Origin of the sequence: Bacillus cereus, from assembly GCF_002567495.1 — a bacterium.
Taxonomy (GTDB): Bacteria; Bacillota; Bacilli; order Bacillales; family Bacillaceae_G; genus Bacillus_A; species Bacillus_A cereus_AQ.
This window is the reverse complement of sequence record NZ_NVAP01000038.1, coordinates 20133-40649: the sequence shown is the minus strand read 5'-3', so window position 1 is coordinate 40649 and position 20517 is coordinate 20133. Positions and strand designations below refer to the sequence as shown.

Below are 20517 nucleotides of genomic sequence, written 5' to 3'. Positions count from 1 at the left end.
TTAAAAGATAGTTTACTAGTCTCTTCTCCTAAGACTTACTATTCACTGTCGATTGAAGGTTTACCTTTGAACCAGAATATGTCATTCTTTCAGGCTCTTCCATTAACCACAGTGGTGCATCAAGATCAAAGTAATGAATATTAGGATGAGCTGCCGCTAAATGCGCAACAGCGCTAACGGAAACTGAAGATTCCATCATGCTGCCCACCATACATTTCACACCAGCTGTTTCTGCTATATCTGCAATACGCCATGCTTCACGTATGCCACCACATTTCATTAATTTAATATTAATTAAGTCTGCATATCTTCCTTGAACGAGCTTTAATGCATCTCTTGCTGAAAATATACTTTCATCGGCCATAATTGGTGTTTGCACACGATCTTTAACGTACTTTAACCCATCCCAATCTTTCGCGTGTACTGGTTGTTCAATGAATTCTATATTTAAATTACGATTTTCCATCTCTTTAATGATAAAGACCGCTTCTTTTGGACTCCACCCTTGATTCGCATCTAAACGTAACGTCGTATTTTTTGGTACCGCATTTCGAATTGCCTCAATACGTTCCAAGTCTAAATGCGCCTCTTTACCCACTTTAATCTTTAATGTTTGAAATCCTTTTTCTATATGTTTCTTCGCTTCTTTTGCCATTAATAAAGGCTCATCCACACTCACTGTAATATCGGTATGAATTTCTTTCTTCCCGCCTAACAATGCATATAACGGCACATTTTGATATTGGCAATACACGTCATATACAGCAATATCTACCGCTGCTTTCGCACTTGAATTTCTAATACAACTCATTTGAATGCGCTGTAGTAGCTGCTGAAACTGAATGATATCTTGACCAATTAAACAGGAACGCATCGGTCCTAAAATCGCTTCTTCCATTCCGCTGGTGAAATCACCCGTAATAACTGGCGTTGCTGCTGCAGCCCCCTTACCGATCACTCCTTCGTCTGTATGAATATAAACATCTATACTTTCAATTTCTGTTACGGTCCGAAGCGCAGTTTTAAACGGTGTATGAAGTTTTACATGTCTACGATTTACTTTTACATCTGTAATTTTCATTTTGTTCATCCTTTCGTTGTCCAGTGAAGTGAAACCTTAATCCACCGGAGATGTATACCCACAGATTATTAGTTAAATCCATTGGGTAGTTACTCTCCTATCTCTCTACTTTGCTTTTGATGTAGGACTTTAATGTGGAATAAAAAAATCCAGCCATAAGAATGATTCTTACGGCTGGATTTTGTCTATGATTGAGTAGACAAAGCAGCAATCTGATTATATTTTTTCTGTGCATCTTTTAGCGCTACAAGTAACGCCTTTTGGGATGAACCGAAATAACGGTTCTTCACTTCCATTACTAACGCTGGGTCATTTATATTTTTATGTAAAAATAAATATTTAACAAATTGAGATGTTAATGCAATTGTCGCTGAGCAATCTGCATCTACAATTTCCCCTGTATCCTTAACAAGAACAAATGCTACGAAATAGCTTTTAAACTTTTCAGTAATGGGATTATTTTGAGGTGCTTTCGCATCTCCTACGACATAAATTGTATTTGAAGCGTACACAGCTACCTTCCTTTCTTATACGAGGATAACGGGTTTCTTAATAGTCGTATGAGCGATGAACTCAACGTTGATTAAAAAATGTATCCGCTTACCTTGTATTATAATATAATTAACAGAATTTTAACAATATTTATTTCGGTGTATATTCCATACTTGTGAAAATATCTCAAACTCTTCATTTTTACAATATGTGATTGTTCCTTGTACCATGACATTTAAACATGAAAAAACAGTTAGCCATAGCTAACTGTTTTTTCATTTCTTTGGCATCACAAATATAGTTTCATTTGACTTAGAAAATTGATACTCTTTTCTCGCAAACTTCAAAATTTCTTCTTCATCGTCTGTTAGATTTTCTATGTTAGTCTTTAAAGAACCTTTATCTTTCTTTAAAGATACTAATTGTTTCTTTTGATCCATAATCGTATCTTTCTTTTTATCAATTATTTCTTGTTGTTTCGTTAAAATATATTGAACGTACAAAGTAGTTGCCGCAATAAAAAGGACCATTAAAATAAGTCGCCTTAACTTCTTTTTATTTACCCTACGCTTGTCACTAGGTTGTGATAATTGCTCTGGTATATTAGGAACATTTACTCGTTTGAGTTTCCTCATTCAAATCCCCCTAACCCATATTTTTCACTACCATCGGCACGTTTTCTTATTAAACTAAATTCTATTCTTATAAAATAAACTCCTTCACAAAAATATCCCATAAATTAACCAATTAAAGATAGCATTCGACGACATTTCCATATTTACACCGATTTTTTTTATACATGCTGCTATAAAATAGTAGTTTCTGTAATTCTTTTTCTACTATTGTAGCAGAGTTTTTTTACACACAAAAATCCTTCCCTACATATCCATGTTATAACATGCTTACAAGGAGGGAAATATGCATTACCGTACATTAGGTAAAACTGGAATAACTGTTTCTGAAATAGGTTTTGGGGCATGGGCAATCGGTGGTGATGAATGGGGACCTGTGAACGATAAACAATCTATAACCGCTATGAAAAAAGCAATTGAGTGTGGTGTGAATTTTATTGATACTGCGGATGTGTATGGTTTAGGACATAGTGAAAAATTGGTGGCTACCGCAATTAAAGGACATCGTAATGATATTATCCTATCAACGAAAGGTGGTTTAATCGGACATCACTACGATCCTAATGGAGTTCCTGTATATGATACTCCCGAAAAAATCATCGCCGTATTTGAAACAAGTTTACAACGTCTCCAAACAGATTATATTGATCTTTATTTTTGTCATATTTGGTGGCATAGTCGTAGAGAAACAGAAGCGTTTTTACGTGCATTTGACATATTAAAACGTGATGGAAAAGTAAGAGCGATCGGAGTTTCGACTCATGATTTACAATACATTCATCATTTCAATAAAAACGACGAAATTGATATCGTACAACTTGATTACAATATATTAAATCGAAAACCAGAAAAAGATATATTACCATTCTTGCAAGAGAAAAATTTAGGAGCTGTTATTCGTGGTCCATTAAAAATGGGCATTTTAACTGGAAAATTCACAAATAAAACAATCTTTCCAGATGGAGATTTACGCAAAGATTGGCCAAATGAGACTTGGTTTCAAGAAGACTTACAAAAAGTAGAGAAACTTCGGTTGCTCTCAAATAAAAGTCAGACCCTAGGGCAACTTGCACTTCGTTATGTACTCTCTCATCCAGCAGTAAGTGTTGTAATTCCTGGTGCAAAAACAGGAACGCAAGCACAAGAAAATGCAAATGCGTCTGTTCGCCCTATTTTGAGTCATGAAGAGCTTAGCTATATTCATTCAATATAAAAAGCCCAGCCCGGGCTTTTTAATTTTGTAAATTAATATCATACTCCATTCGCTTCGCTGTTTCCTCTGCAACATGCACACCTAACAAGTTTTTTACAATATGAAATGACATGTTAATTCCAGCTGAAATTCCGGCAGATGTTATAATATGTCCTTCATCTACAAACTTTACATTTTCTATAACTTCAACATTTTGAAACTCATTTTTAAAGTTTTCAATACTAGCCCAATGTGTTGTTGCTTTTAAACCTTCCAGTAAACCTGCTTTCGCGAGTAATAGTGCTCCTGTACAAACCGAAGTCATCAACTTTACTTCTTTCATTTGCTGACGAATCCATTTTATTACTATTTCATTTTTCATTTCATATTCCCTAGCACCTAGACCACCCGGAATTATTAAAATATCAACTGGCGGTAAACTTTCAATACTATAATCTGGCTGTACCTTTAATCCGTTCCTTGCTGTAATCATTTCCCCATTCTCACTAACTATATAAACAGTAAATGTTTTTTCCTCATTCACCTCAGTTACAGAAAAAACCTCAAATGGCCCTGCAAAGTCTAACACTTCTACATCATTGAATAAAAATATACCAACACTCCATTTATTCATCATATGTTCACTTCCTGTTTCAAATGATGTAAAAGGTGATCATATCCTTTTTCTAATGCAATATCATACGCTGTTTTCCCATCATTTTTCTTAATCATCTTATTAGCTCCATTTTTAAGAAGTAACATAATTATTTCTTCATTTCCTAATAATGCTGCTTCGTGGAGTCCTGTCCAACCACCACTTTGCACAACATTTACATCTGAACCTTTTTCAATTAAGAAAGCGACAAGTTCACTTTGCTTGTTCGCAATTGCCGCTTGCAAAGGTGTATTTTCATTTTCGTTTTTTGCTCTACTATGTATATCTGCACCGCTTTCTAAAAGAAAACTTGTTATTTCTTTCTGCCCAAAATAAGCTGCTAAATGAAGTGGTGTCCAGCCATCTTTGCTACATTCGTTAACCATACTTGGACTCGTCTTTATAACCTCCACTACTTTTTCCTTATTACCACTTATAACAGCTTGTTCTATTGATTGTAAGTGTTCCATTATAATCTCCCATCCTTCAAAATATTTAAGTATCTCCTTCAACATGTTCTATTAATTATTACATTTTCCTTTCAAATTCCACAGTTAACATAACAATATTACATTTTACTTTTTACTTAATACGGAGAAGCACTGATGTTAAGAATATGGCGCTTAAACAATGAAGACCATAATTTCATTAACATTACTGAAAAAGTAATCGGAAAAATATCTATATAGTCGTCACTAAATCAGGTAATTGTTATTCTGCTATTGATGCTTGCAACATATCAAATAATATTATTCCAATAAAAAAACAATCCGCTTTTAGAACGGATTGTTTTTTTATTTCCTTTTTATGCAGTTTATTTTATTTTCCTATTTTCTACAACGAAATAATTACATTTACAAAAATGAAATACTACTATTCAAGTGCCTCTCATGTTAGGTTTTTCGTTTGAAAACAAAAATTTGTTTTACCCTTACAATTGAAAAAGTTATATGTAAACTCTCTAAGTCAGCTGCCTTATCATACTAATCTATAGCAATTCTGCCTTCTACCCTTACCTGTTTCCTTTAACACATACGATTTTAAAACAAGCGCAGTTAATGAATCAGTTAATGTTTTATATGATAAATTAGATAATGCCAATAGATCGTTTGTATATAACATTCTATGCTTTTCCAGTAATAATAGTACTAATCGTTCAGATGGCTTTAATGTTTCATCACTTTCTAATATAAAATCTATATTTTTCATTTCTCTAATTATTACTCCTTATATAAAAAAATACTTTAGGTGCTAATTTAATATAAAAATAATACACAACAAAATTAGAAGTATATTAAAATAACACCATCTAAAAACACTATTATACTATAACATAGAAATAGTCTTTCCCGAAACGGAAATGCTTTTTTATATTACTTATATGATTCTTCCCAACCTACATTATTTTTCGTATCCATCCAATATTCTTCTAATTCCCCTAGCCATCCCTATGTATTTGTAAACTATTATTTAAACAAATTAAAACGGTTCGTCTATCATGCTCTAAACATGAATAACTAACCGTTTTCCTACTTCTTCTCAATTAACATGTTCTACCTTAAATATTTCTTGCAATATGTGGCTTACTGTAATGACTTGTTCCACCGCCACCTACTACTACTTTACCGCCTTGTTCGAAAATTAATAATTTACTTGAACCGTCTGCAAGAAGTACTATTACTTCAGCATTATTACTTGTTGCGACATAAATTACATAACCACTCTTTGATATACAAGTTTCCCAATTCGCATCAAATTCTGATCTTACTACACGATTTGAATACACTTGATTTTCAATTCTACCTTGTTCTTCGTTTTCCAAAGTCATCCCTCCTACTTCTCTAAAAAATTATTTATAATAAAATAGCAGTTCTATTTAAAATAGCGACTGCCTTTAACATAAATAGTATATGTAGTTAGCCGAAGAATGCTTGGACAATAAAAACGTAACAATATTTAAGTAATTTATAATCGAAACTTATCTTTAAATAAAAAATAAGGCAGCCGATTTCGTATCGATTGCCTTATCTTTATTCATAGTTTCAGTTCTATTCTTTTCGTACAGCTTCAAAGGTAATCATTTGATTTGCATTTGATGGTTCGTTTTCATAAACATAGTCAGCAGAACAAGTAATATTAGAGAAACCTATAGTTTCTAAAAGGAGTTTAAATTCTGCTATTCCATGCCAGCGCATTGCAAAACGTTGCAGTTCTGTTTGTACTAGCTGCCCTTTACTCCACTTTTCATATTTCAAATATGATACAGTAACTTGGTTCAGCCAATCTATTTCAATTGATTTATTTTCTAATGTAATCCCTTCTCCGCTTGGCAAAGAGAAAGTCGATGTTTGAATTTCACCCGTCTTCCAGTTATATGGGAGTATAAGATCTACAATTAAACAACCACCTGGATTAAGATGTTCATAAAAGCATTTCAAAGCGTTTATTGAATCATCACGATTCTCAATTAAACAAAAGGATCCTGTAGGAATGATAATCGCCTCATACTTATGCGGAAGTGAGAATTGTTGTAAGCTTCCTTCATATAAATTAGGATGTAGGCCCCTCTCTTTACATCGCTTACGGCAAGAATCTAGCATTTCAGGTGAATAATCTATCCCATCAACTTTAAAACCCGCTTCAAGAAATGGAATAATGACACGCCCCGATCCTACTGCTGCTTCGAGAATTCTTCCACTACAATTTTTTAAACGTTCTCGGTAATACTCAATATCACCATTTAAAGAATAGCCAACAGGTTTTGTGTAATCATACAGTTCTGTACAAAGTGTACTATAAAAACTAAACATTTATTTTCTCCTCCGTTTTTACGTACGGAAGATTTCAATTCGACTAATCTTCCTGTACCTCTAATTTTAATGAGTATTTGAAAGAGCTGACTGTCATAATATATCACTCGCTTTCCATAGAATATAATGATATTGTATTACATAACCTTCCAATTTTAAATATAAAAATTAAAAATTCAGACTACAAATCGAAGAGCCTACTTTAGTAAGCTCTTTGTAAAAATCATTTATTTCACAATCGGTAATGTTACTTCACTTAATTTCACTGTAAGCTTCGTGCCCGCTTTCGGTCTAATTGTATAATCATAGTCACTAGCGAGTAAAACAACCCCGATCTGATGCCCTGCTTTAAACACATAATCATCCGGCTACATGTCCCATGTAAATGTATAATCTTTGCCTGGTTGAAGTGCTGTTGAATTTTCTATATTATTTAAGTTTTGTGGATCCATCCAGCCTCTCGTTACAATTTCTGGCTTCGTTCCTCCATAATCAACGAGTAAAGCAGTTAAATTTGATACAGATCGATCAATATTTCCTTTAATTGAAATCTTTGGTGTACCACTTATGCGTGTATCTTTTTGAAGTACAGGCATTGTATATACTAATCGATTCGCTACTTCTAATTCTGGATTTGCTACTAATTGGTTTGATTTCATTTTCGCGTCATCTACGAATGAAAACACTTTATTAACAGACCCCATACTTAATGGTAAATTTACTGCTTTATTACTTAAATACATGCGAATTTTTGATGGCACAGCCGCTGGATCCGGCCAGTTTTTTAATTTTTCCCATGTTTTATTTTCACGTTGTACATCAACCATTGGCTCATCCATAATTCCATTTTCAATTCCGTATAACCAATAATCAAACCATTTATTTTGTGTTTTTTGCCAGTCATTCGTTGACGTTCCACCATGACCACCTTGGTGTAGCCACATTTTACGAGGGACATTATTTTCTCCAAGTGCTTCCCACCATTGTGAAAACTGTTTCGTTTTAACATTCCAATCGTTTAAACCATGAACGACAAATACACTCGCTTTTACATTTTTAGCATCTTTTACATAATTACGTTTATCCCAAAAATCATTATAATTACCTGTTTTCCGGTCTTGTCCAGCAGTGAGTTCTTTAATTATCGGACCACAAACTTCTGGATTCTTTCTTGTCAATACTGCTTCTGCCATATTATCTGTATCTTCCCCTTGATACCCACCTGGAGCAATAACCGCACCATTCGCACGATAATAATCATACCAACTACTAATCGCTGCGATTGGGATAATCGTTTTTAACCCTTCAACACCTGTCGTCGCAACAGCATTTGGTAACGTACCATTATAAGAGACCCCTGTCATACCTACATTTCCAGTAGACCAGTTAGCATTTACTTCTTTCCCATCTTCTGTATATGCCTTCGCACGCCCGTTTACCCAATCAATAACAGATTTCGTCCCTAATATCTCTTGTTCGTCGCCAGTAGTCGGACATCCATCTGATTTTCCAGTTCCAATACTTTCACCTAAAATAACAGCATAACCCCTTGGCACATAATAATTTCCGTACGAACCAAGATTAACAGCTCCATACGGTTTACCTTCATACGCATACAATTCTTCATCTACATTATATACAGGAACATCTTTTAAGCCAGATCGATATGGACTCATTTCATATATAACTGGAACTTTTACATTAGGATCTGTTTTTGGACGCATGACTTTTACTGATACTCGGTCTTTTTTGCCATCTCGATCACTATCTACTTCCGTCTCTACAAACAAATTTTCAATAATTGCTTCATCAAGCGAATAAATTGGTTTTGTTATTCCATTTTCTAATTCAATTTTCGTGTTGTTTGTCTCTTCCTTCTTCTCTGCATGCACGTCCATTGTAAAACTAGGTATAAGTGTTGCAGATAACATTGCCGAAAGTGTAATTGCTATTTTCTTTTTACTCAAAATGTTCCCTCCCCATAATTGTTCTCTTTTACTATATAACAAAATAACTGAAAATTCAGTTTTAATTTTATATAAAAGTTGAGAAACTTAGATACTTCTTACTAAGTAAAATTCAATACAAATGCGAAAGTATTTTTTCCACTCACTCTTTGCTTATACATACAGAAAAAGACAACCAATATTTCTATCGATTGCCTTACATTTATTATTTTTCTAGCTCTTTAAAGGTATCTTTCAAATCTTTATCAGTTACCTTTATGTCAGCATTTTTAAGTAAATCTCTAGTAACTTGTTGATGGAATTGAGGATCTTGTATACGTTGCTGTTCTAACTCTTTACGAATATTCTCTTTTTCTTCCGCATACGGTTTAAGCTCTTTTTTACCCGTTAGCTTAATAATATGATATCCGAAAGAAGATTTAACAGGTTCACTCACTTGACCAACTTCTAACTTATACGCAGCATCCTCAAATTCTTTCACCATCATACCAGGTCCAAATTCAGATAAATCTCCACCTTTTTCTTTAGAACCTGGATCCTCTGAATATTGTTTAGCTAATGCTGCGAAATCTTCACCATTGTTCAGTTTTTCTTTAATTTCTATTGCTGTCTTTTCACCTTTCACTAAAATATGGCTTGCTTCAAGTTTTGGTTTATAGTGATCTTTAATTTCTTTTTCAGTCACAGTTGCTTTTATTGCTTTTTCAAAAGCAAAAGTAAGCTTTAATTTCTCTTTCAGCTGGTCTTCATTTTTCACACCATTTGATTCCATATATGTATTAAAGTTATCGCCCATCTTATCTTTTAATTCTTTTAGTTGTTTCGTTACCTCTTCATCAGTAACTTTATATTTATCATTTAATACTTTCTCTACTACCATTTCAGATAGATTCTGTTTACCGTAGTTTTCTTTTAATTTTTTGTTAAAATCACTTTCTGAAATACTTCCTGATTTTGTAGTTACAATATTTTCTGATGAACCACATGCAGATAAAGATAACGTCATCCCCATTAAAATGCTACCAATTACTATTTTCTTTCTTTTCAAATCTTAATACCTCGTTTCATTTGATTCAAATATAACTATATAAATATAACGTTACCCTGTGAACTTCACGTGAATTTAATTGAAGTAGGATGTTTGCTAATTCTCCATGTAATCCCTCAACTTTGAAAATTGTGGTGATTTATCTATTTTTGCTAAATTTTGAAAATGCAAAAAGGACTAATATTTTCATTAGTCCTTTTTCATATTTATATAAAATTGAATTTCTCCATCTGTAGAGGAAACTCCATAGTCAAAATCATGTCTTTCTAAAATACTTTTAACTATCGCTAATCCTAATCCTGTACCTGATTTATCTTTACTTCGCGAAGACTCTAAGACGTAAAAAGGTTCCCAAATTTTATCGATATCTTTAATTCGTTCAGCATCAATACCATTTTGAATTAGAAAATTTACACTTTCATTTCTATCTTCTAAAATAATTTTTATATTTTGATTTGCTGTATATTTTATCGCATTAGAAATCAAGTTTTGAAACACCATTCTCATTTTATTTAAATCTGCATAAATGATTGCATCATCAACATTATAGTTCACTTGCAAGTTAATTTCTTTCGAATCCAGTTCAATCTTATGCTTATCTATTATACTTTGGACTAGTGGTTCTATAGGGAATGATTCTTTTTGTAAAATATCTCTTTCCAGTTTAGAAAATCGTAATAACTCTTCAATTAAGTTTGATATGTGATCTGTTTGTTTAATGATTGTATCTACGTATGTACCATCATCTAAACCATCCTTTATTCCCATAGAATATGCTTTTACTAAGGAAATTGGTGTTTTTAATTCATGTGTCACATCACCCATAAATCGTTTTAAATGTTCATTACGATTGGTTAAATCTTGATGTGCTTCATGTAGTTTTTCACTCATGATATTGATACTATTGGCTAAGTCGCCTATTTCATCATTTGTTTTCACTTTCGTTTTTTTAAACTTCAGGCGCGAAATATCCTGAGCTACATCACTTAGTTCTTTCAGTGGAGTCGTTATTATTTTTGAAAGTATCCACACAAGTAAAATAATGAGAAGGAGGGAGAAGCATACAATATATAAATAAAATGTATTCAATGTTTTTATTATTTCATTTGAATGTGCAATGGAAGTCCCCATTAAGATTATCATATTATCTTTCGCAATATATTTTGCGAAAAAGCTCGCTTTTAACTTCTCTTGATCATATAGTTTATTCGACTGCCCTTCCGTTTTCACTTTCGCGACTTCATCTTTCGTTATCCATAATTTATTTAACGTTACTTTCTTTTTCGTAAGTTGCATGCGTAACGCGTCGTTCATATCATCTTCTGACTGATTAATTGGCGTATACGCAATTGTAACGTTATTTTCACTTTCAATTATATGAATAACATCTTCTAAATCATTGACTGATGCATTTTGTATTTGGGTTGTAAATTCATTTAAGTTCTCACGTGTTTTGTAAATATTATATTTCGGCAAGAGATAGTTAATTAATAATAAAGAAATTGTAAATATAAGAATAACGGTTAAAGAAATGCTGAGAAATAGCTTTTTTCCAAGTTTATTCACTTTGTTCCTCCAAACTATACCCTAAACCGCGATGTGTCTTTATAATATTTTCTCCAATTTTTTTACGCAGCCTTCTTACATGTGTATCAACAGTTCTCTCTTCTCCAAAATAGTCAAATCCCCATACAATGTCTAACAATTTTTTACGAGTTAAAATCATGCCTTTATGATTTAAAAAGCACTTTATTAATTCTAGCTCTGTTTTTGTAATATCTAACTCTACATCATTTTTATATACTTTATTTTTTGCAAAATTTATCTTTATATCTTGTATTTGAATTACATTATCATGCTGAATAAGTTTTTTCGCTCGCGTAATTAGTACTCCTGGATGAAATGGTTTTTTTACGTACTCATCTGCCCCACTTTGAAGCGCTGCTAATTCATCTTCGCTTTCACTTTTCGCCGTAAGCATTAATACTTTTACGCTTGAATTCTTTTTCATTTCCTGACAGACAGTAATACCACTATGTTTCGGCATCATCCAATCCAAAATAGCTAAATCAATTTTTTCATCATAAAATATTTGAAGTGCTTCCTCTCCGTCTTTTGCTAAAAAAACTTCGAAGCCTTCTTTTTCAAAATAAGCTTTTAAAATCCTTAACATATCTTGTTCGTCATCTGCAATTAAAACTTTCATATTTTTTCCTCCATTGCTTGTAAACAAAAACCAATTGTATCATATAACATCTTTGTTACACGAATGTGACAGAAAAATATTTAAAACTTTTGAGGGAATAGTAATGGTGAGGTGTTGTATTATGATAAAAAAAATCGGGGTCATTTCTCTTTTTTTATTTCTATTATCAACAAATGCGTTCGCAAATAAAAATCAACAAATTGAAGTATTTGATTGTCAAAAAGAAATGGTCATTCAAAAACAATCTTTAGATCCAGTAATACAAAAAGAAGCGGCTCAATACGCTAAAGCAATAACTGGTCCATTTAAAAACTTAAATGTCGTTCCGAAAGATGGCTATATGATAAAAATCCCTTTATCTAAGCCCGTTTCTATTGCTAATCAATGGTTACACACTACAATAGACGAAGTACTTATACTACTCCCATTAAATGAAAAGCCTTATATTATGCTTTACGATGATGAAAATAATCCGCATTTTTATTATGTAAAGGGTAAACCAGGATTATTATTGAAACAAATGAAAGTTAAAACATAATTGCCTGAAAAGGAGTCACCTTTTAAGCTGAATTTTAAAAGCTAAGGTGCTCTTTTTTATAATAATAATTTGGTAAATGAAATTATAAAAGTTGTTTTTTAATATACGGTCGCAACTTCATATATATCAGCGATCTACCAAAAGAATAGCTGTCCGTAGCTATTCTTTTGGTAGCTACCTCTATAATACTTTGTAGTGACTCGATCCCTTATATAATCCCCCTTTCACAAATCCATTTGCAGTATAAAACGCATTCCCTTGCTTCGTGTCAGTATGTAAAACAATCACTTCAAAATACTTTTCTGCATGACATAATAGCTGGTTTAATAATACGTTCCCTAATCCTATACGCCGATAATCCCTTGAAATATAAAATCTCCTTAACCGCCCAATCTTATTGTCTTCTGTGTACGGGTCCTCATTTAAACCTCCAACTCCAATTAACGTATCCTCTTGAAAAATACCATATAAACATTCTCCAGTTTTATTGAATACATTTATTTTGTTTTTATATTCATTTATTAATTTTATTATAAAGTTAAAACCCTCTTTCTTACTGTCTTGAACGAGATGACTGAATTCATATTCCATTAAATTTTCTATTTGTTGAGTATGTATATCTTTCAAGTTCACTCCCCCTTAGTATGAAAACACATAAAAATGCCCGAGAATCATTTATTCTGAGCATTTTTATGATTGTTACTTAATTCAATTTGTAGTATGCGTATTCTTCACTTCAGATGTAAATCGATAATATAGTTGATTAATTTTTTTATGAAAATAAAGAGTCTTGCTACAATCTAGTGTGTGGTAGGGCTCTTTAAATTTATTTAAGTGTATACATTCACATTTATAATGTCTCTCAAATATAATATCAGTTTATAAATTCATCATTCTTCTCTAACAGGTATAAGTTAAATTATAATTTGTTAATTGATATGCTTGTGTAACCACTGTTCAAATATCTTTAACTGTTCTTCAGTATGAAAGTAATGTTCACCCGTATCCATAACTTCTAATTCACAACGATGTTTTTTGGTAAAATAGTTAATAGTTTCAAGTTCACACAGTTCATCCTTAGCTCCGTACATAATATATGTATCTGTATTCCATGTACTAATAGGATGCTCTTTTACATAGCATAAATAATCCCAATATAACTTTTGACCAATAGGTGTCTCTATAGTCATTTCTTTTTGTAAAAGCTCCGGTGTTACATTAAACCATTTCATCATATTTTCGATAATTCGTTCCATATTAACTACTGGTGATAAAAATAATGCCTTTTCTATCACATCATTTTGAAAAGCTAAAAGGCTAAAATACGCTCCCATACTACATGCAAACACGTTTATTTCTTTCCAATGTTCTTTTGCATAGTTCATAATTATAGATAATTCACTAACACAAAACTGTACTTTGCAAGGAGTATTATCATCTTTTCTTTCTCCATGCTCAGGTAAATCAAAGCTTAATACTTGATAACCTTTTTGTTTGGCTTCTTTAGCTAATATTTTAATAATTGTATCTTCCTTATTTGACATATTTCCATGTACTGCAATAAAAATTTTATCACTCTTATCTCCCCATAAAACCGCAGGAATATTACTAATTTTAAAATTATTTTTAATCATATTCCCTCCATAGAATAAGACATACAGGACTTGGCAAAAAACGCACACACACTTTATTTATCTCTGTACAGCAAGCAATATCCCCTTCAACTCCATTAAATCATCTATTACTACATCAGCCTGAGCAAGTTCGTCTTCTTGTGCAAAATCAAAATTGCATCCAATCGCGAGTAAACCGTTGTCTTTCGCTGCATTTATATCAGATAGCCGGTCACCAACTACCGCTGCCTCTTTTATATCATATTTGTTTAAAATATTTTTAACTAAGTCACCTTTATTTAGCGATTGTATTTGTTCAATACTAAACGTTTCAGTAACCCACTTGTCTAAAGCATAATACGTTACGATTGCTTGTAAATATTCTTTCAAACCATTACTAGCAATGTAAATGGAATAATTATTTTCTTTTATATGCGTAAATACTTCTTTTACGTTCGGATATAAAGCACCTTTTCCGCTTTTTATGTTTTCAATTAATCTTTCTAAAAAATATGCATCTGTTTGTTCTCTTACTTCAATAGAATGATCCGGTAATAAAGCTTCCCAAACTTTAGGCAGAGGTACACCCATAATTTCGCGATACTTATCAATTGGTGTTACTGCATCCCATAATTGTAGTGATCTTAAGTGATTGAAAGTATCATCTAACGATAATTCTAAAATTTTATCTGTTTGGAATAATGTTCCGTCCATATCAAAAATTAATGCTTGTAACATCTCATTCTCTCCTTTTGAACTATAGTAAAGTTTTACTCTTTATATTTTTAAGCATCTCAACAATGATTTCTGAACAATAATTCGCAGCAGTTTTTGCGAAGTCATCGTAAAAAATTTGGGCCTCATCGTCTGCACTATCGGAAATACATCTTATAACGAGAAACGGTATATCATTTATGTAGGCGACATGTCCAATTGCTGCGCCTTCCATCTCTGTACAATGAGGTGCATATTCCTCTATTAATTTCGCCTTTAATTTTGAATCTTCAACGAAACATTCACCGCTGACAATTCTTCCTTCATGAGCCTGAATATCGAAACTACTATTATTACAAGCTTCACGTGCTAACTCTATTAATTCCTTACTTGCTATAAATTCCTCTCGGAACGGAAATAAGTTTTTCATTTGAGTTTTACTTACATCATGATGAGTAACGTTAGTTGAAATAACTATATCGCCGACTTTTACATCTGAATGTAATCCGCCAGCAACGCCTGTATTGATGATAGATTCTACATCAAATTTATGAATTAATGTTTGGACACATGCAGCTGCATTTACTTTCCCTACGCCAGAACGTGTAATAATTACTTCTGTTCCCATGAATTTCCCAATATAAAAAGGCATTCCCGCTACTGTCTGTTCCTCTTGTATAACTAGTTTTTCTAAAAGTAAATCTATTTCAATTTGCATTGCTCCGATAATGCCAATTTTGTTCATGAATGTAGGCTCCTTTTCCCCTTATAAGTCGGCCAATATATTATGTAGTGCACCATAATTTTCAGCTATCCAATTCATTTCATCTGCAAAGCGTGAAGGTGGTACACTATGCTGATCCATATTGGCATGAACCCACCAAGTACTCTCCATGTACCAAAGGATTTGAATTGCCCGAACAATATTCCCTACTGGAAAGTCTACTTCATTGCGGTACCCTTCTAAGAATGATGCAACAAGACTCTTATTTAATACTCCGTCATGTAATGCGCACGATATAATTGCGCGCCCAATATCTAGCTCTACATAATCATAATCCATGCGATCAAAATCAAGAATTGCTGATACTTTATCATTATGAAACAAGAAATTATCTACCCATAAATCACGGTGCACCCATCCACATTTGCTATTATGAAATTGATCTACACTTACCAATTGTGTTGCATCTTGCTGTAATTTTATATATGGGAGAATGTGCTCTTTTCCTAGCTCCTCTGCTTCTTTCCTTTTATCTTCCCAATGTTTCAATCTTGTCTCTTTAGTAGGTGGAACAAATTTAGGATTTTCTTCTTTTATTAAAGATCCATCATTTAACAAGTTATGCATATGACCTATCGTCTGACCAAGAGAGTGAATTTCCTTTTGATTCAATTTTCCTGGTGAAACTAAGTTACCTTCTTTATGTTCTAATACTATAAATCTTTCATCACTTTTTGATACATGCATTACATTATTTTTATAAGTTAATACCCTTGGACAACTTACACCATTATTACGTAATCTTTGCTGTTGCTGTAATGCTTGTACTAAAAGTTCTGAGTTATACATTTTGTACCGTTCTTTATTGTATTGCTTTAATACAAAATTCCCTGCATCGGTTTCGAGTTTCCACTTCAAATTTAGCCAACCGCGATGAATAGGTATTGCATTTCGAATTTTAAATTCAAATAAAGTTTCACATTCTACTTTCAATTCTTGAAAAATCATTGTAGCTTTTTCATTAGATAACGGCTCTATCATCTTACTTGTCCTTTCTTAACTTGGCGTCCCTTTCATCCTCTCTAACATAACCGACAATAAAAATTTCGGAAGTACAAGTTGCCTCTTCAATCTTTTCGGCTGTGAGAGTAACCTATACAGCCATTCAGTTCCAGTATCCCTCATTATTTTCGGCGCTCTTTTTACAGTACCAGATATTATATCAATCATGCCTCCGATACCAATAGATAGCGGAATGTTTAATGTTTGTATGTTTTCATAGATGAACTCTTCTTGTTTTGGTGAACCTAATCCTACGAGTAGTAAATGTGGCTTGAATTGCTTAATTTTCATTTTTACTTCTTCTATTTCTTCACTATTTACAAATCCATGCTGTCCTTTAAACTGTGCTCCCAGAAACTGCTCATTTAATTTTTCTAATGCTTTTTTATTACTTTCTGGCGCAGCTCCAAAAAGAAAGACACGATATTCATTGTCGTTACAATATTTTATTAAATCGCGAGTTAAATCTGCTCCAGTAACACGTTCTTTCAAAGTTCCTTTTAATATTTTCGAGCCAATTATGACGCCAATCCCATCCGCTGTTATTAAATCCGCAGATAGTAACATCTTTTTAAACTGCTTTGATTTTTCCGTGTTTTCCTTTGCAGACATAACAATTTCAGGATTTGCAGTTACTACAAACCTTGGTTTCTCTTGTTGTTCATGTAGCCAACCTTTTAATAAACTTATAGATTTTGCATATTCTAAAGTTGAAAAAGGTATACCTTTTGTAAACTGCTGATCCACTATACTCTCCCCTTACATAAGCTGCAAATATTCATCAATATCCTTAGAGATTTGAATAAAAGCTTTATTCCAAAATTCATAGTTTGTTATATCTATTTCAAAGTGTTTTTTCATGAGCTCTTCTGCTGGAGCCTTTCCTGTTTCACGTAGAAATTCTTTATACTTTAAGTGAAATGTATTTGTGTTCTCCTTCGCTATTTCTAACAAACTAAAACTAGCTAAATAGCCAAATGTGTATGGATAATTATAAAATGGAACATCTTCAATATAAAATTGAATGTATTTCATCCACACGAATGGCTGATATTCACTTAAAGCATTTCCATATGCTTCTTTTTGTGCCATTATAGATAATTTCTCAATTTCATCGGCACTTATAGGACCTTCTTTACATTTTTCATAAAATGTTTTTTCAAACTGAAAAGATGCTCGTATCGCCATTACATAATTAAAACTATTTCTTATTTTCCAGCTAAGCAATGACTTTTTCATATCTTTACTATCCGTTGTTTCAATTAGATAATTTAAGAGTACCGTTTCAAAGAAAATAGATGCTGATTCAGCCGTACTCATTGGCAAAGAATCATCTAAAAAAGATGTAGATTGTTCAAAACTCATATTATAAAAATGCCAAGCATGTCCTAATTCATGAGCGAGCACTCTTACACTATCTATACTCCCATCATAACGCATGGAAATTCGTGATTCTTTCTCACTGAAAAATGGAGCACAAAACCCGCCCGGTGGTTTATTCTCCCTCAGTTCAGCATCTACCCATCCACTTTCTATCGCATTACGTGCAAATTCTGCTAATTCTTCATCTATATTCTTACATGCATCATAAACGTTTTGTACTGCTACTGAAAAAGGAATCATAACCTCATTATTTTCCTTTACTGTCATAAGTTCATGCCATGTAATTGAATCTTTTCCCTTCTTATACACGTTTAAAGCACTTGCTAATTTATCAAGATTTTCTTCTGTCACATTCCTTATTTGTAATAATACAGTTTCTGAAATGCCATTCGCATGAAAAGATTGTGTTAAAATCTCTCTATCTTCTATGTCATTACTCTTTGTATTACGCAATCTTCCTATTTGATTTAATACAGTAGCAAAGATTTCTTTTTCTTTATTTAATGCACTTGTTAGTAACTCGAATACTTCTAATCTTTCCTTTTCATTCTCACTATTCATTGCAATATTATTTGCTTGTCCAAATGATAATTGTTTATTATTGTGCTCTATTTCTATCCTATCCCGTAATTGTATGTACATATGTTCCCACGCATTAAGTTCATCTTTTATAAAACTAGTATTATCGCTAGTTTCCACTTTACTTTGTTGTATTACTTGCTGTACTTCACTTTTTAGTTCCTTCACTTTCACAGTCAATTTAGTAAGGTCAGATGAAACACTTTCTTCAGCCGATCGACAATACAAATAGTATTCTGCTTTTTCAATAGCTTGTATAAGATTTGAAAGAATTTCTACATCCTTTGTCACTATATATTGTTCTTTCAACTCCAATATTGGGAATATAATATCTTCATACGAATATAACCGATCTAAATTCCACCTAGCAATTTCTTTCATTTTTATAGCCGCCTCCTATTTTTACAAATAGTTACAGACATTTCTCCCTACACAATTATATATGAAATGACAAAATTTTAATATCTTAAAATATTTAGATTTCTATAAATACATTCTTATTTATACTCCTTGCTTCTGCTATTAAAACGCAAATAGCATAAACATAGGAATGATACAGCCACTGGAATAAGTATCACACCCCCAATAAAAGGATAAACCGCTATGCAACATGTAAAAGCTACTATAGAAAAAATTTTGCCTAACTTATTCTTAATTAACTTCATTCCGGCCGCAGTACCAACTATATATGTAATAATCCCTAATGAATTTGGTATTAATACGATTTTTTCTATACTAATTTGTAAAACGAAACTTATTAGCAAACCTATTGTTGCAATACAACCTACAACCTTTATTGCATTTGTTGGCGTTTCTCTTTTTTCATTAATATGCGCTAAATAACGTGGTGCAACTTCTTCCTTCCCTAATGAATAACCTAAACGACCCATGCTTGCGATAAATGCATTTGTCGTCCCTAAACAAATGATAAAAGCTACAAATCCAATTATCCATGAAAATTGGCCGCCTAATGTTTGCTTAGTCACAAGCACTAGAGCTGTAGTATTATCTGTATTAATATGATAGGATTTCGTTCCAATTACTGATAATGCGATACCAATATATAAAATTCCAATAATAATAATCGAAAATCCTGTAGATAAAATAATATTTCTTTTTCTAGGTGTTTTAAATTCTGGAGCTAAACTTGCTATTGCTTCCCAGCCGAAAAACGACCAAAAAATTAATAATGATGCATCTAAAATTGGAGTTACTTCTTTTATAGAAATATGTACATTTATATTTTTCATTTCAATATAAGGTAGCGAACTTATAATTGTTACGATTAAAATAAAGAAAGTTAATAATCCAACACATACTTGAAACAAACCACTCATTTTTAATCCCCATAAATTGAAACCAATTGAAATACTTAAGATAATTAGTGCAATAACGTATGAAAAATATGATGGTAACGCAAATACTTTCACTATATACGTTCCACCAGTCAATGATACAACGATTTGTCCAACGCTACCCGCAATAAAAAAAGACCAGCCTATAATAGCACCCACATTTTTACCGAAAGCTTTTTCTGAAAAAGTAGCAATTCCACCTGTACTTGGATGCTCGATTGATAAAAAAGCAAATGTGAATGCAAGTGGAATGCTAAGTAAAATCATAACAAGCCAAGAAAAAATGGCATTCCCTTCTGCTACACTTGCTGTCATACCAGGTAGTATAAGAATTCCTGATCCTAAAACCGCTCCGACATATAAAGCTGTTCCCTTTTTAATTGAAATTGTTTCATTAAAATGATTAGACATTACATGCACCTCCATTTATATTTAAATTATAGAAAGTTATCAGTCTATTTGACAT

21 protein-coding genes and 1 pseudogene are annotated in these 20517 nt (G+C 32.5%); 2 read left to right on the top strand and 20 right to left on the bottom strand.

Features of this window, described 5'->3' with window-relative positions:
• Positions 1-28 precede the first annotated feature (28 nt).
• From COK05_RS16930 to COK05_RS16920, 3 genes are all read right to left on the bottom strand, one after another.
• On the bottom strand, positions 29-1090 hold the full coding sequence (locus COK05_RS16930) for a dipeptide epimerase (protein WP_141539138.1): 1062 nt from the start codon (positions 1088-1090) through the stop codon (positions 29-31).
• A 176-nt stretch (positions 1091-1266) separates the two neighbouring features.
• Positions 1267-1593 carry a DUF3870 domain-containing protein gene (locus tag COK05_RS16925; protein WP_000271322.1) on the bottom strand — a complete coding sequence of 109 codons (327 nt, stop codon included), beginning with the start codon at positions 1591-1593 and terminating at the stop codon, positions 1267-1269.
• Positions 1594-1848: 255 nt separating this feature from the next.
• The gene (locus COK05_RS16920) at positions 1849-2208 is read right to left on the bottom strand and encodes an FtsB family cell division protein (protein ID WP_098613490.1); all 360 of its coding nucleotides are present in this window, start codon (positions 2206-2208) and stop codon (positions 1849-1851) included.
• Positions 2209-2491: 283 nt separating this feature from the next.
• Here COK05_RS16920 and COK05_RS16915 point away from each other — a divergent pair, with 283 nt between their 5' ends.
• Complete coding sequence (locus COK05_RS16915; RefSeq protein ID WP_098613489.1) at positions 2492-3418, top strand: aldo/keto reductase; 927 nt, start codon at positions 2492-2494, stop codon at positions 3416-3418.
• Between the two features lie 19 nt (positions 3419-3437).
• Here COK05_RS16915 and COK05_RS16910 read toward each other — a convergent pair whose 3' ends face one another.
• The 9 genes and pseudogenes from COK05_RS16910 to COK05_RS16870 form a co-directional block, all read right to left on the bottom strand.
• Positions 3438-4034: a DJ-1/PfpI family protein gene (locus COK05_RS16910; protein WP_098613488.1), complete on the bottom strand. Its 597-nt coding sequence runs from the start codon at positions 4032-4034 to the stop codon at positions 3438-3440.
• The gene (locus COK05_RS16905) at positions 4031-4522 is read right to left on the bottom strand and encodes an ankyrin repeat domain-containing protein (RefSeq protein WP_141539137.1); all 492 of its coding nucleotides are present in this window, start codon (positions 4520-4522) and stop codon (positions 4031-4033) included. The genes COK05_RS16910 and COK05_RS16905 overlap by 4 nt, the downstream gene beginning before the upstream one ends.
• A 508-nt stretch (positions 4523-5030) precedes the next feature.
• Positions 5031-5261, bottom strand: a complete 231-nt coding sequence (locus COK05_RS16900) for a hypothetical protein (RefSeq protein ID WP_000789036.1) — start codon at positions 5259-5261, stop codon at positions 5031-5033.
• Positions 5262-5610: 349 nt separating this feature from the next.
• Positions 5611-5874: a hypothetical protein gene (locus COK05_RS16895; protein WP_098613487.1), complete on the bottom strand. Its 264-nt coding sequence runs from the start codon at positions 5872-5874 to the stop codon at positions 5611-5613.
• A gap of 226 nt (positions 5875-6100) precedes the next feature.
• Positions 6101-6862 (bottom strand): class I SAM-dependent methyltransferase, encoded by a 762-nt coding sequence (locus COK05_RS16890; RefSeq protein WP_098613486.1) that lies wholly within the window; start codon positions 6860-6862, stop codon positions 6101-6103.
• A 227-nt stretch (positions 6863-7089) separates the two neighbouring features.
• Positions 7090-8829 (bottom strand): annotated as a pseudogene (locus COK05_RS16885) (Xaa-Pro dipeptidyl-peptidase).
• 205 nt (positions 8830-9034) lie between these two features.
• The gene (locus tag COK05_RS16880; RefSeq protein WP_098613485.1) at positions 9035-9877 is read right to left on the bottom strand and encodes a peptidylprolyl isomerase PrsA; all 843 of its coding nucleotides are present in this window, start codon (positions 9875-9877) and stop codon (positions 9035-9037) included.
• Positions 9878-10066: 189 nt separating this feature from the next.
• Positions 10067-11443, bottom strand: a complete 1377-nt coding sequence (locus COK05_RS16875) for a sensor histidine kinase (RefSeq protein ID WP_098613484.1) — start codon at positions 11441-11443, stop codon at positions 10067-10069.
• Entirely contained in the window at positions 11436-12083 is a 648-nt protein-coding gene (locus COK05_RS16870) for a response regulator transcription factor (RefSeq protein ID WP_098613483.1), read from the bottom strand. The genes COK05_RS16875 and COK05_RS16870 overlap by 8 nt, the downstream gene beginning before the upstream one ends.
• A gap of 121 nt (positions 12084-12204) precedes the next feature.
• On the opposite strand from COK05_RS16870, the gene COK05_RS16865 reads away from it, so the two are divergent.
• Positions 12205-12621 carry a hypothetical protein gene (locus COK05_RS16865; protein ID WP_098613482.1) on the top strand — a complete coding sequence of 139 codons (417 nt, stop codon included), beginning with the start codon at positions 12205-12207 and terminating at the stop codon, positions 12619-12621.
• A 180-nt stretch (positions 12622-12801) separates the two neighbouring features.
• Here the strand turns inward: COK05_RS16865 and COK05_RS16860 are convergent, their stop codons facing one another.
• From COK05_RS16860 to COK05_RS16830, 8 genes are all read right to left on the bottom strand, one after another.
• A complete protein-coding gene (locus tag COK05_RS16860; RefSeq protein WP_141539136.1) occupies positions 12802-13248 on the bottom strand; it encodes a GNAT family N-acetyltransferase in 447 nt (148 codons plus the stop codon).
• A 302-nt stretch (positions 13249-13550) separates the two neighbouring features.
• Entirely contained in the window at positions 13551-14255 is a 705-nt protein-coding gene (locus tag COK05_RS16855; RefSeq protein WP_141539135.1) for an alpha/beta hydrolase, read from the bottom strand.
• A gap of 57 nt (positions 14256-14312) precedes the next feature.
• Positions 14313-14972, bottom strand: a complete 660-nt coding sequence (locus tag COK05_RS31045; protein WP_141539134.1) for an HAD hydrolase-like protein — start codon at positions 14970-14972, stop codon at positions 14313-14315.
• Between the two features lie 19 nt (positions 14973-14991).
• Positions 14992-15693 carry a 5'-methylthioadenosine/adenosylhomocysteine nucleosidase gene (locus COK05_RS31040; RefSeq protein ID WP_141539133.1) on the bottom strand — a complete coding sequence of 234 codons (702 nt, stop codon included), beginning with the start codon at positions 15691-15693 and terminating at the stop codon, positions 14992-14994.
• A gap of 21 nt (positions 15694-15714) precedes the next feature.
• A complete protein-coding gene (locus COK05_RS16845; RefSeq protein WP_098613479.1) occupies positions 15715-16713 on the bottom strand; it encodes a phosphotransferase in 999 nt (332 codons plus the stop codon).
• 15 nt (positions 16714-16728) lie between these two features.
• On the bottom strand, positions 16729-17481 hold the full coding sequence (locus COK05_RS16840; RefSeq protein ID WP_098613478.1) for a WecB/TagA/CpsF family glycosyltransferase: 753 nt from the start codon (positions 17479-17481) through the stop codon (positions 16729-16731).
• A 12-nt stretch (positions 17482-17493) separates the two neighbouring features.
• The gene (locus COK05_RS16835) at positions 17494-19077 is read right to left on the bottom strand and encodes a M3 family metallopeptidase (protein WP_098613477.1); all 1584 of its coding nucleotides are present in this window, start codon (positions 19075-19077) and stop codon (positions 17494-17496) included.
• 116 nt (positions 19078-19193) lie between these two features.
• Positions 19194-20462, bottom strand: a complete 1269-nt coding sequence (locus COK05_RS16830) for an APC family permease (protein WP_098613476.1) — start codon at positions 20460-20462, stop codon at positions 19194-19196.
• Positions 20463-20517: the final 55 nt, after the last annotated feature.

What these genes read in the sequence shown, in the direction of transcription:
- COK05_RS16920 (WP_098613490.1), bottom strand. Translation starts at nt 2,208, where the DNA reads ATGAGGAAACTCAAACGAGTAAATGTTCCTAATATACCAGAGCAATTA.
- COK05_RS31045 (WP_141539134.1), bottom strand. Translation starts at nt 14,972, where the DNA reads ATGTTACAAGCATTAATTTTTGATATGGACGGAACATTATTCCAAACA.
- COK05_RS16910 (WP_098613488.1), bottom strand. Translation starts at nt 4,034, where the DNA reads ATGATGAATAAATGGAGTGTTGGTATATTTTTATTCAATGATGTAGAA.
- COK05_RS16905 (WP_141539137.1), bottom strand. Translation starts at nt 4,522, where the DNA reads ATGGAACACTTACAATCAATAGAACAAGCTGTTATAAGTGGTAATAAG.
- COK05_RS16830 (WP_098613476.1), bottom strand. Translation starts at nt 20,462, where the DNA reads ATGTCTAATCATTTTAATGAAACAATTTCAATTAAAAAGGGAACAGCT.
- COK05_RS16845 (WP_098613479.1), bottom strand. Translation starts at nt 16,713, where the DNA reads ATGATAGAGCCGTTATCTAATGAAAAAGCTACAATGATTTTTCAAGAA.
- COK05_RS16835 (WP_098613477.1), bottom strand. Translation starts at nt 19,077, where the DNA reads ATGAAAGAAATTGCTAGGTGGAATTTAGATCGGTTATATTCGTATGAA.
- COK05_RS16930 (WP_141539138.1), bottom strand. Translation starts at nt 1,090, where the DNA reads ATGAACAAAATGAAAATTACAGATGTAAAAGTAAATCGTAGACATGTA.
- COK05_RS16900 (WP_000789036.1), bottom strand. Translation starts at nt 5,261, where the DNA reads ATGAAAAATATAGATTTTATATTAGAAAGTGATGAAACATTAAAGCCA.
- COK05_RS31040 (WP_141539133.1), bottom strand. Translation starts at nt 15,693, where the DNA reads ATGAACAAAATTGGCATTATCGGAGCAATGCAAATTGAAATAGATTTA.
- COK05_RS16915 (WP_098613489.1), top strand. Translation starts at nt 2,492, where the DNA reads ATGCATTACCGTACATTAGGTAAAACTGGAATAACTGTTTCTGAAATA.
- COK05_RS16855 (WP_141539135.1), bottom strand. Translation starts at nt 14,255, where the DNA reads ATGATTAAAAATAATTTTAAAATTAGTAATATTCCTGCGGTTTTATGG.
- COK05_RS16890 (WP_098613486.1), bottom strand. Translation starts at nt 6,862, where the DNA reads ATGTTTAGTTTTTATAGTACACTTTGTACAGAACTGTATGATTACACA.
- COK05_RS16870 (WP_098613483.1), bottom strand. Translation starts at nt 12,083, where the DNA reads ATGAAAGTTTTAATTGCAGATGACGAACAAGATATGTTAAGGATTTTA.
- COK05_RS16865 (WP_098613482.1), top strand. Translation starts at nt 12,205, where the DNA reads ATGATAAAAAAAATCGGGGTCATTTCTCTTTTTTTATTTCTATTATCA.